Genomic DNA, 15,377 nt, shown 5'->3' with positions numbered 1-15,377 from the left:
CCCCCCCCCCCCCCCCCCCCCCCCCCCCCCCCCCCCCCCCCCCCCCCCCCCCCCCCCCACCCCAGCTCCCACAGTTTTTGGATCTACGGTGTTGCAGTCAATCAGCGGTAGATATCTTCCCGCGTCCACGGCAATTCATGGCTGCCATCGCCGTGAGGCTTCACCGCCAATATCTGGTGCAGGTTGATCCAGCCCCGGGCAAACGCATAGGCGCAACCGGCCAGGTACAGCCGCCAGATTCGCAGCGCCTGCTCCGGCACCATCCTGGCTGCCGCTTCCAGATTGTCTTCCAAACGCTCGCTCCAATGGTCCAGCGTGCGCGCGTAGTGCAGGCGCAGGCTTTCAACGTCCACCACTTCCAGCCCGACTTCGCTGATTTCAGCGGTCATCATCGCCAGGTGCGGCAGCTCGCCATTGGGGAACACATAACGCTCAATAAACTCGCCAGCGCCACGCCCCACCGGGCGGCCATCGGTGTGCTTGGCGGTAATCCCATGGTTCATCACCAGGCCACCTTCACGCACCGCGCCGAACAGTGTCTTGCAGTACTCCGCCAGGTTGGCGTGGCCCACGTGTTCGAACATGCCCACGCTGACCACTTTGTCGAAACGTCCGTCTTGCGGCAGGTCGCGGTAGTCGAGCAGTTGCAGGTCGACCTGGTCTTCCAGGCCTTCGGCTTTCACCCGCTCACGGGCTAACGCCAACTGCTCTTTGCTCAGGGTGATACCAAACACCTTGACCCCGAACTCCCGCGCCGCAAACCGCGCCAGCCCACCCCAACCACAGCCGACATCGAGCAGATACTCGCCCGGCTGCAAGCGCAACTTGCGGCACAGGTGGCGAAATTTGTCTTGTTGGGCCTGGTCGATGGATTCGCTGCCGGTTTCAAAGTAACCGCAGGAGTACGCCATATCCTGATCCAGCCACAGCTGGTAGAACTCGTTGGACAGGTCGTAATGGTAGGAAATAGCCGCTGCGTCAGTGGCCTTGTCGTGGATCGAGCGCACCGGACGACTCCCCTCGTCGTCTTCGATCAGGGCGTGACTCAATTCGTCACACACCCGGATGACCTCGGCGATGGAGCCTTCCAGCTCCAGTTTGCCCTCGACGAAGGCTTCGCCCAATGAATCGAGCGTGGGATGGGTCAGCTTGGTCACGACCGTGGGGTCCTTCACCACGATGGTCACACTGGGCTCGGGGCCCAAGTTGAATTCATGGCCGTCCCAGAGTCGAAGACGCAGCGGTAGCTGAAGATTCTGTAAGGCCGGTGGAAGTTGCGCGAGCATGAGTAGTCCCCCCTTGTTTCAGACGTCTGGAGTGAGGGTAGACCATCCGAAGACAAAGTAGGAGGCTATCGATTTGATAGCGTTCCTCTATGGGGCTCGGCGCTCGAGCAAACCGTCCTGGATCCACTGTTTCAGCCACGTCACCGCTTGCAGTGGCGCACCCTCTGCATAAGTGACTAGCAACTGCTCGCACAGTTCTGAAAAATTCCAGCCAGTGGTCACCATCCCGGCCAGCGCACAGGCCTCGGCGGGTTCCAGGCTACGGTAATGGCACACATTCTGGTGACGCCACACCAGGCAAATCTGCGCCAGTTCCAGGGCCTGACTGTTGGGGAAGTCCGACTCATCCTTGCTGGCACGCCAGATCGCCACACTGTTGAAATGACACAGCATCTGCTGCACCGATGGCGCCAAGGTCACTTGCAGGCCTGGCCACTCCTCAGGCGCCAGTTGCGCCATGTCATTGAGGGTCAGCGGCTCGCCCTGGGGTGCATCGAACGCCAGGGTGAAGGCCCATTCCAATCGCGCCAGCTCAGCCAATGGCGCGCTTTGTTCGGCCACCAGGTGCTCCACGATAAACGCCGGGAAACGCTCGCCCAGCCAGCGCAGGCTGTAATGGGCAGACGGATAACGACGCACATAAGCGTGGGTCAACAGCGTGAACTCGTCATCCCCCAGCCAATACCAGATGGCGCCGAAGTCATGCCGCAACACTTCCTGCAACCGCGACACGTAGGCGTTGTGATAAATCGCCAGGCCCGTGTCCACATCCAGCGTCGGCCCGCCCAATAACGTAGCGGCGAACCCACTATTAGCGACGGAATTCTCGGACAACAGATGCTGTTCGAACGCCAGCTGCCAATCGGTCAGGCGCATAGCGACCTCCTGGCCAACGCCGAAGCGCCCAGCTCACGGGCCTTGCTCAGTTCGGTGAGCAGCTCTTCGAACGGCGGAAAATGGTCGTCGCGCTCCAACAAGGTCGACACCGGTCCCAGGTGCTCCAACGTCTGCTGGTACAACGCCCACACCGGGTCGCACACCGGGTGGTCATGGGTATCGACCACATAGTCGCCGTAGTCCATATGCCCGGCCAGGTGCAGTTGGCGGATGCTGTCAGGCGGCAAGTTGCGGATGAACGTCCAGGCATCGAACCCATGGTTGCGCGAGCTGACGTACACGTTATTGACGTCCAGCAGCAGCTGGCAGCCCGTCAGGTGAGCCAGGGCGTTGAGGAATTCCCACTCGGTGAATTCATCGGCCTTGGAGCGCACGTAGCTGGAGACATTTTCCAGCACCAACGGGCGCTGCAACACGTCTTGCACGTGGCGCACACGGCCGGCCACGTGGTACAGGCTTTCTTCGGTATAAGGCAGGGGCAACAGGTCGTGCAACTGATGGGCGCTGCCGCGGCTCCAGCACAGGTGATCGGACACCCACGCCGGGTGGATGCGCTGGGCGAGCTGCTTGATCTGTTTCAGGTAATCGGTATCAAGGGCATGGGGTCCGCCGATAGACAGGGACACGCCATGCATCACCAGGGGATAGCGCTCGGCTATCGCGTCCAGGTAGTACAAGGCTTTGCCGCCCTGCACCAGATAATTCTCGGAGATCACTTCGAACCAATCCACGGCCGGCGACTGTTCAAGGATCTGCTGGTAGTACTCGCTGCGTAGACCCAGGCCATAACCCAGGCTCGGAAGAGAAGCGGACATCAGACACTCCTGGGCAAAGTGTCCGCAGCGGTGGGGGGCACCCGCTGCGGGAGCACTCGGTTGCCGGTTATTCGCCGACGGTACCGCCAGCCTTGGTGCAAGCATCAGCGCTGGCTTGAACTTTGAAGCCCTGGCCTTTGCAAGAACCCTGGCCTTTGCAGGCGTGGTCCTTGGTTTTGCAGTCGTTCTGGCCTTTGCAGGCGTTGATGCCGTAGCAGTGCACAGACATGTCAGCGGCTTGAGCCTGAGTGACAACACCAGCAAACATGGTAGCGGCGGCCATTGCGAGGGCGGCACCAGCAGCAGCGGATTTGAAGTTCATTTTTGTATCCTCATGATCGGTAGGGGTGTCGGTCCAAACGGATTGTTCAGTCTCGACATACCACTAGAGTGAGGTCCCTCATCGGCGTTACAGCCGTGTGCAAATATTTCTGAAAATTATTCGTCGAGCTTCAAAAGTGGCTCCTGGAAGCGTAGCAAACGCCCGGCGTTGCCCAGCACCAGCAACGTGCTGAGGTTATGCAGCACCGCCGCGATCATGGCGCCCGCCGCGCCCAACCAGCCAAACGCCGCAAACACCACGATGGCCAGCGTCCAGCCCAGGCCGATGATCACGTTGACCTGCAGCGTCTGCCGGCACTCGCGGCTCAAGCGCACGCAGGTGCCCAGGCGACGCAAGTCACTGCCGATCAACACCACGTCTGCCGACGCCAGGGCGATATCCGCCCCGCCCGCTCCCATCGCCACGCCCACCACCCCGGCCTTGAGCGCCAGGGAATCGTTGATCCCATCGCCCACCACCATCGGGCGGAAGCCGTTGCCGATTTCACCCAGCACCCGGTTGAGCTTGTCTTCCGGCAGCGCCTGGGCCTCGACATCGCTGATGCCCACGTCCAGCGCCAGGCTATCGGCCACACTCTGGCGGTCGCCCGTCAGCAGCAATTGCCGGCCCAGGCCCAACTCCCGCAATTCTTGCAGGGCTTGGCGGGCTTCCGGCTTGACGCTGTCCGCGAGCAGCAACCAGGCGAGGAACTGCCCGTCCAGCGCCAGCCCGGCAATCGGGCCATCGTGATTCGGCACCGCAGTGGTGACGATGCCCAACTGCTCGAACAACTCCGGGCGCCCCAACGCCGCTTCGCCCTGCTCGGTCTGCGCCACCACGCCGAGGCCCTGGCGTTCGCGAATATCCGTGAGCACCAGCAGCTGCTCCTGGGTCGCCAGCCCTGCCAACGCCCGGCTGACCGGGTGACTGCTGGCCGACCCCAGGCTGGCCGCTAGATTCAGCAGCACCTGGCGATCCGGCGCACTTGTCTCGATTGATTGCAGACGCAAGGTGCCGTAAGTCAGGGTGCCGGTCTTGTCGACCACCAGGGAGGTCAGGTCGGCCAGCTCTTCGAGGAACGCCGAGCTGCGAATCAAAATCCCATGGCGCGCCGCTACCGCAATCCCGGCAATTGCCGTGGCCGGCGCCGACAGCACCAACGCGCACGGGCACGCAGCGACCAACACCGCCAGCATTGCCTGCGCGTCGTTGGTCACAAACCAGGTCACCGCCGCCAGCAACAACACCAGCACCATATAGCTGCCGGCATAACGCTCCAGCAGCCGCGTGATCGGCGGCTTGGAACGCTCGGCGTTCTGCATCAGCGCGATGACTTTGCCCAGGGTCGACTCATTGCCGGTACGGGTCACTTGCAGGCGCAGCAGGCCATCCAGGTTGATCGCCCCGCCAAACACTTGCACGCCGACGCTGGCCTCCAACGGCACCGACTCGCCGGTGATCGGCGCCGTGTCCAGGCTCGCCTGGCCGGACAGCACCACCCCGTCGGCGGGCACGCGGTCGCCGGCACGCACTTCGACGATATCCCCGGTGTTCAGCGTGCCGTTGTCCACTTCAACAATGCTGCCGTCGGCCTGCACCAACCGCGCATGGCTGCGGGTCAGCTTGCCCAATGCGTGGATCGCTTCCTGGGAACCAATCACGCTGCGCTCTTCCAGCACATGGCCGAAGATCATGATGATCGGCAGCAACGCAGCAGTCAGCAGATCACCCGTGGCCCACGCGCCCATCATCGCCAACGCGATCAGCTGGTCAGTGATGCCATGCAGGCTCGGGTAACGCAGGCTGTACCAGGCCGATCGCATCACCGGCACGGCCACCAGCAACGAGGCCACGCCCAGCAACAATTGGCTGACGCCAGTCTGGTCCGGTGCCAGCCAGCGCCACACCAGCCCGAGCACCAGTAAACCCAGGGCCAGCATGGCCAGGGTCAATTGCCGGGCAGCACTGCGCTGCTCGGCGGAAGTCAGCATGGGTGCGCTCATTGCTCGGCTCCCTGAATGATCAAGCGGGAGTCGTCTTTAGGATCGACCGTGGTCACCGAGCCGGCCTGGCCGAGGATCTTCGGCAAGCGCTCGCGGTACAGGCGCAGCAGCAAGCCCGGGTCTTTGACCTGGGCAAGGCTGGCGACCGTGGCGGTTTGCGCCTGAGCATTGGCCAGGCGCTCGCTGGCCTGGGCATGGGCCACCTGCACCAGGCGGTCGGCTTGCTGGTTGGCGGTCTGGGTGAGTTTTTCGGCGTCAGTGCGTGCATTGGCCACGGCTTTGTCGGCCTGCTGGCTGGCGGTCAACACCGCGTTGAAGGCATTCACCGCCGGGCCCGGCAGGCTCGATTGCACGTCGACGCGGGTCACCTCGATGCCGAGCCCAAGGCCCGTCGAGGCCAATTCAGCCAAGCGCTGATTGATGCCTTGTACCAAGTCACCGCGCAGCCGCTCACGGCGCTCGGCGGCGCCATTATCGGTGCCGATCAGTTCGGGACGTGCAACCAAAATAGTGTCCAGGTCACGCGCCGCCGTCAGGGCCACGGCGCTGCGGGTCACCAGCCGATCCAGCGCTGGCAACACATGCTCGCCCTGCAGCACAAACGCGTAGGGCTCGGTGACTTTGTAGAACACCCGCACATCCAGCTGCACCACGCCAGCGTCACCGGTCAGCAGGTAACCGGAGCCGGCCAGGGCGTCGCTCAACGGCGTGGCAAAACTGGCCACCCGGTCGGCCTGGATCGCAGTGTCGGAACGCAGCAGGTTTTCTACCCGACGCTCGATCACCCGGTCGGCGGCCGGCAACAGCACAACCTGCTCGAACGGTTGCGGCCATGCCAATAACAGGCCGGCATTCTGAATCCGGTCCAGGGCGCCGAAGTGCAGCACCACGGCGCGGTTTTGCGGGTCGATCTGGCGCACATTGGAAAATGCCCAGGCCAACGCCGCCAGCACGGTCACCGCGTACAACGCCAGGAAGGTCAGGCGCCCGGCCTGGATCCAAGGGCTGTCCGGGCTGTCACGCTCGGTCATGGCTGGACGTCCTTCGGCCCGTCCACCAAGGCGCGGAACGGCGCGGCATCGGTGCGCAGGATGATCTTGGTGCCCGGCGTCACCACCGTGCCCAAGGTATCCAGGGAACGCAGCAAGTTATACAGCTGCGGGTTCCCGGCGTAGGCGCGACCATAAATCTGCGCCGCCTCGAACCGCGATTGCGCCTCGATATCGGCGGCTTTCACCGTGGCATCGGCTTGCACAATGCGCGCATCACGCTCGGCAGCCGAACGGATCTGCGCCGCTTCACGCTTGCCCACGGCAGTACGCTCGGTGGCGATGGTTTCACGCTCGGCGCGCATACGGTCGACGGTGGCGGTGAGCGTCACCGACGGCAAGGTCAGGCGCTCGATGCCCACTTGCGCCACACGCACGCCATAGGTGGTGAGCAATTGTTGATCAATCTGCTGACGCAATTGCGCTTCGAAATCAACGATGCGCACTTGGCTGGCGTCGGTGTTGATCAGGCTGGACAGGTCAAAGCTCGCGGCGGTGGTTTCCAGGGCCGAGCCGACGAAGGTGCGAATCTGCCGCGCCGCTTCATCCGGCTGGTTCTGCACCGCCCGCATAAAGCGCTGCACGTTGTCGGGGTCGCCCTGCACCTGCCACGCCACGTAAGCCTGCACGATGATGCGCAGGCCATCGCGGGTGCCCACGTCCTGCAAACCGCTGGAGGTGGTGCGCAGGCGCAGGTCCACCGGAATCGCCGCCTCGAACGGCGCCGGCCAACGCCAACCCAGGCCCGGTTCCAGCAACACACGGGACGGGTTGCCGAAGCGGGTAATCACCGTGGCCTCGCCGGAACGCACTTGCACCAGGCTGGCGGCCGCTACGGCAAACAGCACCAACAGCACGGCCCACGCCATGCGTCGCCAAGGGAACGGGCCCGCCGCGTGTTCATCACCGTGATGATGGTGGTGGTGATGGCCGTGATGATGGTCGTGAGAATGAGCGCTCAACAGACAGACTCCTTATTGAACGGCTTTACGCGGCACCGAAGGGTCAGCCGGCAAAGTAAAAGAACGCAGATCGATCGTCGGCGCGCCGTCGGCGCCCAGGCGATGATCCAGAATGAGCAGCTTGGCGTGGGCCAGGCCTTGGCTGAGCTGGCCGAGGTATTGCTCCAGCACGAACGCCTGGCCCGCCGTCGCGTAGGCCTTTTGTTCGGCGGCAAAGCGCAGGTCGGCCGCTCTGGCGCCAGCGTTCACTTCGCGCGCCGTGGCCTGGGCCTCATCGCGTACGGTGCTGGCTTGCAACTGGGCCTGGTTGGTCTGCTCGCTGGCCGCGCCACGTTCGCGGGAAATCAGCGCCTGGGCGCCGATCTGCGCCGCTTGCACCCCGTGATACGCGTTGGCGGCACCCGCCGGTGGGTGAATCGCTTCCACCACCGTGGCGAGAATTTCGACGCCACTGTCGAGCTTTTGCAGGTCGGCCTGCACGGCGCGGCCGATTTCATCAGCTAGGCGTGTGCGTTGTTCACCGAGCAATTCGTCGAGGGTGCGCGAGGCGAAGTCGTGGACGAGGATGCGGCTGGCGGTGCTGCGGATCAGGGTCGGCACATCCGCGCTGTTGTAGGTGGCGGCGAGTGCAGCACGGTCAGTCAGGCCGATGCGGTAGACGAACCGCACGTCCATGTTGACGATCTGGAAGCCCTGCTTGTCGCCGCTGCTGCTGGCGATGACCTGGGATTTGTCATTCACATGGCTGGCGTCCCACAACCGGTTGGCGATCAGCGGGGCCGGGCCTTCGGCGGGTGCCAACTCAGGGGTGGAGGCTTCGCTGACGCTGGTCGCCAACTCATGCACCACGCCGTTTTCCACCTTCAGCACCCGGCCCAACGGCCACGGCAACCCGGCGTGCAGACCGGGGCCGAACACTTCCACGGGTTTGCCAAAGCGCTCATAAATCCCACGGCCTTGCAGGGGCACTTCATGCACGCCGGTCAAAGACCAGCCCACCGCCAGCACCACCAGCAGCACCGGCAGAAACGCCCGGCGCATGTAGGTAAACGCCCAGATCTGGCGCAGATCGATACCGAAGCGGTTGTGCAGTTCGTGCTGCAAGGCCAGCAGGGGTTGCGGCGGCCAGCGCAGCAGCCCGGCGATAAAACTCTGCGCCATCAGGCGCGGTTCGAGGCGTGGCTGGCGTGGGCTGAACAGCGACAACATGGCCCGCAGCAAAAACTCCACGGCCACCAGCCCCGGCAGCAGGCCGACCAGCACGGCCAGGCGCAGCGGCCACACAGACTCCGCACCGGCAAACAGCAAACAAAGCGCACTGACCACCAGGCAGGTAATCGCCACCCGGCTCAATTGCGCCAGTGGCGAAGCTTCCGGCCATTGGGCAACGGATTCCTGGGCCAGGCGGCGCTCAAACACCAGCAAGCCGAATGCCAAGGCCAACGCCAGCGCGGCACCGATGCTTGCCGATTGGCCGACGGGCGCAGCGGGCAAGGCCAGGTTCCAGAACTCAATAAGGCTGACCAGCGCCAGCAACGACCAACCCGCCAGCCACAGCACTGGCGCGCCAATCTGGGCCAGCAGGCCACTGCGCAAACGCCCGACAAGGCGCGAGTACCCGCCAACCTCATCGGCGGGCGGCTCGATCAGTGGCTCGGCAGGTTCTTCCAGCACCTGGGCACGCCAATCAGCCACCCACCACGCCGATTGCAAGCCGGCCACCAGCACCAGCAGCGCCGACGAACACGTGATCAACACCACCGGCCAGATCGACAGCGGGGCAAACAGGGCAACAAACAGCGCCAGTATCCAACCGGCCACGGCCAGGGTTGTCAGGCTGATGCCGGCTTGGCGCAATCGACGGGCGTGAAACACCCCCTGTTGAAAACGCGGAAGGCCTTCCACCGAAGCGCCGTCAGCTTCCAGATCCACTTGCATCCACTCAACGCCCGTTAACACACAATTAGTTACGATATAACACGGAGCGTGAAATTTTTGTCCGAATACAACGTAAATCCCCTGTGGGATCAGGCTTTTGTGGGAGCTGGCTTGCCTGCGATGGCATCGACTCGGTGCAGCTGATAAACCGAGGTGCCTGCATCGCTGCGGTGCGGCGATCCGACAAGCCAGCTCCTACATAGCGCTATCACTGTGACTAAACCCCCATAAACACGAGCCATCACTGGTGCAGGCCGTGATTAATCGGCACACTCCGAAACAGTTTTTCGCGGGTCCACGGACAAGGAAGCGTCACCCCCCATGATTTCGATCTATCAACTCAAACCGCGTTTTCAAAACCTGCTGCGCCCGCTTGTGCAGCGTCTCTACGACAATGGCACCACGGCCAACCAGATCACCGTGCTGGCCGGCGTCGTATCCTTGCTGGTCGGCGCACTGATCGCTGCATTTGCCCAACATCTCTGGCTGTTCGCGCTGATCCCGCTGTGGATGATCCTGCGCATGGCCCTCAATGCCATCGACGGCATGCTTGCCCGGGAATTCGGCCAGCAGTCGCGACTGGGTGCCTACCTCAATGAACTGTGTGACGTGATCGCCGACAGCGCACTGATCCTGCCGTTTGCGCTGATCCCCGGCGTCAGCCTCATTCCCGTGCTGCTGGTGGCGCTGCTGGCGGTGTTCAGCGAATACGCCGGTGTACTCGGGCCGATGGTCGGTGCGTCACGCCGTTACGACGGGCCCATGGGCAAGAGCGACCGGGCGTTCGTACTCGGCGTGCTGGCCACCGGCGTCGCCCTGGGCTGGCTGGGTGCCGGCTGGGTCAACACGGTGATGTGGCTGGTCGCCGCCCTGCTCGCCTACACCTTGGTCAACCGTGTGCGCCAAGGCCTCAAAGAAGAACACACCTCTCCGATTGCATAAGGATTTTTGCGATGCGCGAACAGCAAGAGCACACCTTCAGTACCCATGATGGCGTCGAGCTTTTCTACCGCCACTGGCCGGCCACGGACACCACCGGGCCGCGCCAGGCGATCCTGCTGTTCCATCGCGGCCACGAGCACTCGGGGCGCATTGCGCACCTGGTGGATGAACTGAACCTGCCGCAATTCGACTTCTTTGCCTGGGACGCCCGTGGTCACGGCCAGTCGCCCGGGGAGCGCGGCGACAGCCCAAGCTTCGCCACCAGCGCCCGCGACGTGCAGACCTTCTGCGACCACATCGGCGCCACCTACGGCATTGAGGAAGAAAACCTCGCGGTCATCGCCCAAAGCGTCGGCGCCGTGATCGCCGCCACCTGGGTGCACGATTACGCGCCGAAGATCCGCGCGCTGGTGCTCGCCTCCCCGGCCTTCAAGGTCAAGCTGTACGTGCCCTTCGCCCGCCCGGGCCTGGCGCTGATGCGCAAGTTTCGCGGCAATTTTTTCGTCAACAGCTACGTCAAGGCCAAGTTCCTCAGCCATGACCCGGAGCGTGTAGCCTCCTACGACAGCGACCCGCTGATCACCAAGGCCATCTCGGTGAACGTGCTGCTGGGCCTGTATGAAGCGGCCGACCGTGTTGTCGCCGATGCCCAGGCGATCCAGGTGCCGACCCAAGTGCTGGTGTCTGGCGCCGACTTCGTGGTGCACCGCAAACCCCAGCAGCAGTTTTTCGACCGCCTCGGCAGCCTGAAAAAAGAGCTGCACATTCTCCCGGGCTTCTTCCACGACACCCTCGGCGAACGCGACCGGGCCACCGCCGTGAGCAGCGCCAGGCGCTTTATCTTGCAAAACTTCACCTACCCGCTGGACCGCGCGTCCTTGCTAGATGCCGACAAGCTGGGCGCCACCTGCGCCGAATCCGAAGCCCTCGCCGCGCCACTGCCGCGCAATTCCCTGCGCGACCTGTACTGGCGCCTCACCCGCGCCAGCATGGGCCTGGGCAAAAGCCTGTCGGACGGCGTGAAGCTGGGCTTCGACACCGGCTTCGACTCGGGCAGCACCCTGGATTACGTGTACCGCAACACGCCCACCGGCAAGGGCGGGCTGGGGCGGATGATCGACACCAACTACCTCAACTCCATCGGCTGGCGTGACATTCGCCAGCGCAAATTGAACGTCGAGGAGCTGCTGCGCCTGGCCATGGCCAAGTTGCGCGATGACCGCCGTGAAGTGCGCATCGTCGATATCGCCGCCGGCCATGGACGTTACATCCTCGAAGCCTTGCAGGGCGTTTCGCCACTGCCGGAATCGATCCTGCTGCGCGACTACAGCGACATCAACGTGCGTGACGGTGGCGCGTTGATCCGCGAAAAAGGCCTGGGCGATATCGCGCAATTCGTCAAAGGTGACGCCTTTGATCGCGCCGACCTCGCGGCGCTGGACCCCAAGCCGACGCTGGCGGTGGTGTCCGGGCTGTACGAATTGTTCGCCGATAACGGCATGGTCGGCGGCTCCCTGGCTGGCCTGGCTGAGGCCGTAGAGGCGGGTGGCTATCTGGTCTACACCGGCCAGCCCTGGCACCCGCAACTGGAACTGATCGCTCGCGCCTTGACCAGCCACCGCCAGGGCCAGGCCTGGGTGATGCGCCGTCGCAGCCAGGCGGAAATGGACCAGTTAGTGGAAGCCGCCGGCTTCCGCAAGATCACCCAACGCGTGGATGAGTGGGGCATTTTCACCGTGTCCCTGGCGCAGAAGATCTAAGCATGCGCGAACCCGGCCTGTTGAAACCCGCCGTCCTGTGGCTGCTGGTGTTGGCACCGCTGTTTTTCAGCACCTACGGCTTTGCCACGTGGGTCACCAGCCAGCGCAGCGACGTCGGCACCCTGGTGTTCGACTGGGAAACCCACATGCCCTTCTGGGCATGGACCATCGTGCCCTACTGGTCCATCGACCTGCTCTACGGCTTTTCCCTGCTGCTGCCCAATACCCGCCATGAACTCAAGCAGCACGCACTGCGCCTGCTGACGGCCCAGGTGATCGCTGTCAGTTGCTTCCTGATCTGGCCGCTGCGTTTCACCTTTGAGCGGCCTGAGCTGGACGGCGTGTTCGGCTGGCTGTTTGCAGTGCTGGCCGGTTTCGATAAGCCGTTCAACCAGGCGCCATCGCTGCATATCGCGCTGCTGGTGATCCTGTGGGTGATGTACCAGCGTCATACCCAGGGGCTCTGGCGTGTGCTGGTGCATGGCTGGTTCGCCTTGATCGGGATCTCAGTGCTGACCACTTATCAACATCACTTTATCGACTTACCCACAGGCGCCCTCGCTGGCTGGCTGTGCGTGTGGTTATGGCCGGTGGACCATCCCAGCCCATTGTTGAATGTGCGACTGACGCGGGACGTACAACGCTGGAAAATCGGTGCGCGCTATGGCCTGGGGGCGGCGCTCCTGGTGATTCTGGCCTGGGTGCTGCGCGGCGCCTGGCTGTGGATACTGTGGCCGGTGGTTTCCCTGGCGTTGATCAAGGCCAACTACTTCGTGCTCGGTGCTTCAGGCTTCCAGAAGCGCGCCGATGGCCGACTTACGCCCGCCGCGCGTTGGTTGTACGCACCGTACTTGGCGGCCGCGTGGATCAATTCACGCCTGTGGACACGCAAGCATCCACAGCCGGACCTGATTGTGGATAACGTTTGGCTCGGGCGCATTCCTACAACGAACGAGCAGGCGCCCTTCAAGGCAATCGTCGATCTGTGCGCCGAATTACCGATTAATCCACAGGGCCACGCCTATCAATCGATTCCAGTACTGGACCTGATCGCGCCCACGCCCGCCGAATGCCTGCAGGCTGCGCAAGCCATCGAACGCCTGCGCTCACACGGCCCGCTGCTGGTGTGCTGTGCCCTCGGCTATTCGCGCAGCGCCACTGCCGTGGCCGCCTGGCTGATGCACACAGGTCGCGCCAGCACGGTGGACGAGGCACTGGCTATTATTCGTACAGCACGGACCCAGGTGGTCCTGCACCCCGCTCACCGCGAAGCTTTGGAGGGTTTGCCCCATGCCCGCTGATATGGAACTCCAGGTGGTCGCCAGCCTGTTGCGCCGTGGCCGCTCCCTGGATCAGTTATCCACAGGCCTGACACTGCTCGGCTTTCTGTTTGGTCTTGCTCAACTGTTACTGGCAAGTATCTCGACCCTCTGCCTGCTGCTCGCCCTATGGATGATCATCCTGGGGCTGCTGCAAAAGTACTGGGCGCTGCGCGTGGCGTTCGACGCCGACCTGTTCGCCCTGCTGGCCCGCGACACCGCACGCACCCCGGACCTCGACCAGGCGCTGGTGGACCTAGGCCTGCAATCGGCCAAGCGCGTTGGCCGGCCCTGGAGCGAACGCCGTCGCGGCGCCCTCAAACTGTTGCGCAAACAAGCCTGGTTGCTCGGTGCACAAGCGCTGCTGACCCTGGGCGTGGTCCTCGCCAGCCCTTGGCTGCCTTTCGCCGGATAAGGAATCCCCATGTTCGAACCCGTGGTTGCCACGCTGATTACTTCCATGGCCCGCACTGTCACGGGCGCCCGCAGCCTGTGGCTTGGTTGCGCGCCGGTGCCGGTGCAACGCATCTACTTCGCCAACCACAGCAGCCATGGCGACTTTGTGCTGTTGTGGGCCTCGCTGCCGCAGAACCTGCGCAAATTCACGCGCCCGGTGGCCGGCAGCGATTACTGGAACAAAAGCGCCCTGCGCCGCTACATCATCAACCGCGTGTTCAACGGCGTGCTGATCGACCGCGAACGCAAGGACCCTGTGGATAACCCGCTGCAGCCCATGCTGAGCGCCCTGGAGGCAGGCGATTCGCTGATCATCTTTCCCGAGGGCACACGCAACCTGGAAGACGGTTTGCTGCCGTTCAAGAGCGGGCTTTATCACCTGGCGAAAAGTTACCCACAGGCCGAATTGATCCCGGTGTGGATTGCCAACCTCAACCGCGTCATGCCCAAGGGTCGCGTGTTGCCGCTGCCCCTGCTGTGCACCACCAGCTTCGGCAAACCGCTGCAATTGGAAGAGGGCGAAGACAAAGCCGCGTTCCTCACCCGCACCCGCGACGCGCTGCTCGCCCTTGCCCCGGAGCACGTCTGACATGCCTAGCCAAACCCTGATGTTGTTCGGCGGTATCGGCGCGATCCTGGTGCTCGCCTCACTGATCGGCCTGATCCTCAAGCTGCGTACCCGTGGTACACCGAATGCGGTGATCGACAACCTCAACGCCCGCATCAATGCCTGGTGGGTGATGGTGGTGGTGATCGGCATCGCCTTCTGGCTCGGCACCGGCGCGGTGATCCTGCTGTTCTACGCCGTGTCGTTCTATGCCCTGCGTGAGTTCCTCACCCTGACCCCCACCCGCCGCAGCGACTACCCGGCGCTGGTGGCGGCGTTCTACCTGGCCCTGCCGCTGCAATACCTGCTGATCTATTCGGATTGGTACGGGCTGTTCTCGATCTTCATCCCGGTGTACGTGTTCCTGCTGCTGCCGATCCTCGCGTCACTGGGTGGCGACAGCACACATTTCCTGGAGCGCGCCTCGAAAGTACAGTGGGGCCTGATGATCGCGGTGTTCTGCGTGTCGTTCGTACCAGCATTGCTGACCCTCGACATCCCGGGCTACGAAGGCCGCAACCTGTTGCTGATCGCTTACCTGGTGATCGTGGTGCAGCTCTCGGACGTGCTGCAGTACGTGTGCGGCAAGCTGTTCGGCAAACACAAGATTGCGCCCAACCTGTCGCCGTCCAAGACCGTGGAAGGCTTTGTCGGCGGTATCCTGCTCTCCTCGCTGATCGGTGCGGCGCTGTGGTGGACCACACCGTTCAACCCGTGGCAGTCATTTTTGATTGCGCTGTTGATCAACCTGCTGGGGTTTGCCGGCGGCATTGTCATGTCGGCAATCAAGCGCGACCGTGGCGTGAAAGACTGGGGGCATATGATCGAAGGGCACGGCGGCATGCTGGATCGGTTGGACTCCGTGTGCTTCGCGGCGCCCATCTTCTTCCACCTCGTGCGTTACTGGTGGACCTGACAATCACAGCCCTCAAACCCAATGATTCCCCCTGTAGGAGCCGGGGGGGGGGGGGGGGGGGGGGGGGGGGGGGGGGGGGGGGGGGGGGGGGGGGGGGGGGGGGGG

The 15,377-nt window shown here is 63.5% G+C and carries 14 protein-coding genes; 6 read left to right on the top strand and 8 right to left on the bottom strand.

Features of this window, described 5'->3' with window-relative positions; translation table 11 throughout:
* Nucleotides 1-101 precede the first annotated feature (101 nt).
* From cfaB to hflK (AC07SU_RS30085), 8 genes are all read right to left on the bottom strand, one after another.
* Nucleotides 102-1,286 carry a C17 cyclopropane fatty acid synthase CfaB gene (cfaB, locus tag AC07SU_RS30120; protein ID WP_494999172.1) on the bottom strand — a complete coding sequence of 395 codons (1,185 nt, stop codon included), beginning with the start codon at nucleotides 1,284-1,286 and terminating at the stop codon, nucleotides 102-104.
* An 87-nt stretch (nucleotides 1,287-1,373) separates the two neighbouring features.
* Nucleotides 1,374-2,162 (bottom strand): HvfC/BufC family peptide modification chaperone, encoded by a 789-nt coding sequence (locus AC07SU_RS30115; RefSeq protein WP_494999171.1) that lies wholly within the window; start codon nucleotides 2,160-2,162, stop codon nucleotides 1,374-1,376.
* Entirely contained in the window at nucleotides 2,153-2,998 is an 846-nt protein-coding gene (gene bufB / locus AC07SU_RS30110) for an MNIO family bufferin maturase (protein WP_494999170.1), read from the bottom strand. Before bufB ends, AC07SU_RS30115 begins: the two co-directional genes overlap by 10 nt.
* A gap of 67 nt (nucleotides 2,999-3,065) precedes the next feature.
* Nucleotides 3,066-3,320, bottom strand: a complete 255-nt coding sequence (bufA2, locus tag AC07SU_RS30105) for a BufA2 family periplasmic bufferin-type metallophore (protein WP_176994547.1) — start codon at nucleotides 3,318-3,320, stop codon at nucleotides 3,066-3,068.
* A gap of 116 nt (nucleotides 3,321-3,436) precedes the next feature.
* Nucleotides 3,437-5,323 (bottom strand): cation-translocating P-type ATPase, encoded by a 1,887-nt coding sequence (locus tag AC07SU_RS30100; RefSeq protein ID WP_494999169.1) that lies wholly within the window; start codon nucleotides 5,321-5,323, stop codon nucleotides 3,437-3,439.
* Nucleotides 5,320-6,354 (bottom strand): protease modulator HflK, encoded by a 1,035-nt coding sequence (hflK, locus tag AC07SU_RS30095; protein WP_176994549.1) that lies wholly within the window; start codon nucleotides 6,352-6,354, stop codon nucleotides 5,320-5,322. The genes AC07SU_RS30100 and hflK (AC07SU_RS30095) overlap by 4 nt, the downstream gene beginning before the upstream one ends.
* Nucleotides 6,351-7,337, bottom strand: a complete 987-nt coding sequence (gene hflC, locus AC07SU_RS30090; RefSeq protein ID WP_494999173.1) for a protease modulator HflC — start codon at nucleotides 7,335-7,337, stop codon at nucleotides 6,351-6,353. Before hflC ends, hflK (AC07SU_RS30095) begins: the two co-directional genes overlap by 4 nt.
* 9 nt (nucleotides 7,338-7,346) lie before the next feature.
* Nucleotides 7,347-9,272, bottom strand: a complete 1,926-nt coding sequence (gene hflK, locus AC07SU_RS30085; RefSeq protein WP_494999168.1) for a protease modulator HflK — start codon at nucleotides 9,270-9,272, stop codon at nucleotides 7,347-7,349.
* A gap of 321 nt (nucleotides 9,273-9,593) precedes the next feature.
* Between hflK (AC07SU_RS30085) and AC07SU_RS30080 the strand changes: the two genes are divergently transcribed.
* The 6 genes from AC07SU_RS30080 to AC07SU_RS30055 are packed head-to-tail and all read left to right on the top strand — an operon-like array spanning nucleotide 9,594 to nucleotide 15,272.
* Nucleotides 9,594-10,214 (top strand): CDP-alcohol phosphatidyltransferase family protein, encoded by a 621-nt coding sequence (locus tag AC07SU_RS30080; RefSeq protein WP_178924211.1) that lies wholly within the window; start codon nucleotides 9,594-9,596, stop codon nucleotides 10,212-10,214.
* Between the two features lie 11 nt (nucleotides 10,215-10,225).
* Nucleotides 10,226-11,974 (top strand): bifunctional alpha/beta hydrolase/class I SAM-dependent methyltransferase, encoded by a 1,749-nt coding sequence (locus AC07SU_RS30075; RefSeq protein ID WP_494999167.1) that lies wholly within the window; start codon nucleotides 10,226-10,228, stop codon nucleotides 11,972-11,974.
* Nucleotides 11,975-11,976: 2 nt separating this feature from the next.
* The gene (locus tag AC07SU_RS30070; protein WP_494999166.1) at nucleotides 11,977-13,275 is read left to right on the top strand and encodes a phosphatase PAP2/dual specificity phosphatase family protein; all 1,299 of its coding nucleotides are present in this window, start codon (nucleotides 11,977-11,979) and stop codon (nucleotides 13,273-13,275) included.
* Entirely contained in the window at nucleotides 13,265-13,708 is a 444-nt protein-coding gene (locus tag AC07SU_RS30065; protein ID WP_176994554.1) for a hypothetical protein, read from the top strand. The genes AC07SU_RS30070 and AC07SU_RS30065 overlap by 11 nt, the downstream gene beginning before the upstream one ends.
* A gap of 9 nt (nucleotides 13,709-13,717) precedes the next feature.
* Nucleotides 13,718-14,338: a lysophospholipid acyltransferase family protein gene (locus AC07SU_RS30060; RefSeq protein WP_176994555.1), complete on the top strand. Its 621-nt coding sequence runs from the start codon at nucleotides 13,718-13,720 to the stop codon at nucleotides 14,336-14,338.
* A 1-nt stretch (nucleotide 14,339) separates the two neighbouring features.
* Nucleotides 14,340-15,272: a phosphatidate cytidylyltransferase gene (locus tag AC07SU_RS30055; protein ID WP_178924220.1), complete on the top strand. Its 933-nt coding sequence runs from the start codon at nucleotides 14,340-14,342 to the stop codon at nucleotides 15,270-15,272.
* Nucleotides 15,273-15,377: the final 105 nt, after the last annotated feature.

This window comes from Pseudomonas sp. GW821-FHT05H12 (assembly GCF_059419385.1).
This window is presented reverse-complemented; position numbering and strand designations above follow the sequence as displayed.

Excerpts from the sequence above, each read along its gene's own strand:
- cfaB (WP_494999172.1), bottom strand. The coding sequence starts at position 1,286 with ATGCTCGCGCAACTTCCACCGGCCTTACAGAATCTTCAGCTACCGCTG.
- AC07SU_RS30115 (WP_494999171.1), bottom strand. The coding sequence starts at position 2,162 with ATGCGCCTGACCGATTGGCAGCTGGCGTTCGAACAGCATCTGTTGTCC.
- bufB (WP_494999170.1), bottom strand. The coding sequence starts at position 2,998 with ATGTCCGCTTCTCTTCCGAGCCTGGGTTATGGCCTGGGTCTACGCAGC.
- bufA2 (WP_176994547.1), bottom strand. The coding sequence starts at position 3,320 with ATGAACTTCAAATCCGCTGCTGCTGGTGCCGCCCTCGCAATGGCCGCC.
- AC07SU_RS30100 (WP_494999169.1), bottom strand. The coding sequence starts at position 5,323 with ATGAGCGCACCCATGCTGACTTCCGCCGAGCAGCGCAGTGCTGCCCGG.
- hflK (WP_176994549.1), bottom strand. The coding sequence starts at position 6,354 with ATGACCGAGCGTGACAGCCCGGACAGCCCTTGGATCCAGGCCGGGCGC.
- hflK (WP_494999168.1), bottom strand. The coding sequence starts at position 9,272 with ATGCAAGTGGATCTGGAAGCTGACGGCGCTTCGGTGGAAGGCCTTCCG.
- AC07SU_RS30080 (WP_178924211.1), top strand. The coding sequence starts at position 9,594 with ATGATTTCGATCTATCAACTCAAACCGCGTTTTCAAAACCTGCTGCGC.
- AC07SU_RS30075 (WP_494999167.1), top strand. The coding sequence starts at position 10,226 with ATGCGCGAACAGCAAGAGCACACCTTCAGTACCCATGATGGCGTCGAG.
- AC07SU_RS30070 (WP_494999166.1), top strand. The coding sequence starts at position 11,977 with ATGCGCGAACCCGGCCTGTTGAAACCCGCCGTCCTGTGGCTGCTGGTG.
- AC07SU_RS30065 (WP_176994554.1), top strand. The coding sequence starts at position 13,265 with ATGCCCGCTGATATGGAACTCCAGGTGGTCGCCAGCCTGTTGCGCCGT.
- AC07SU_RS30060 (WP_176994555.1), top strand. The coding sequence starts at position 13,718 with ATGTTCGAACCCGTGGTTGCCACGCTGATTACTTCCATGGCCCGCACT.
- AC07SU_RS30055 (WP_178924220.1), top strand. The coding sequence starts at position 14,340 with ATGCCTAGCCAAACCCTGATGTTGTTCGGCGGTATCGGCGCGATCCTG.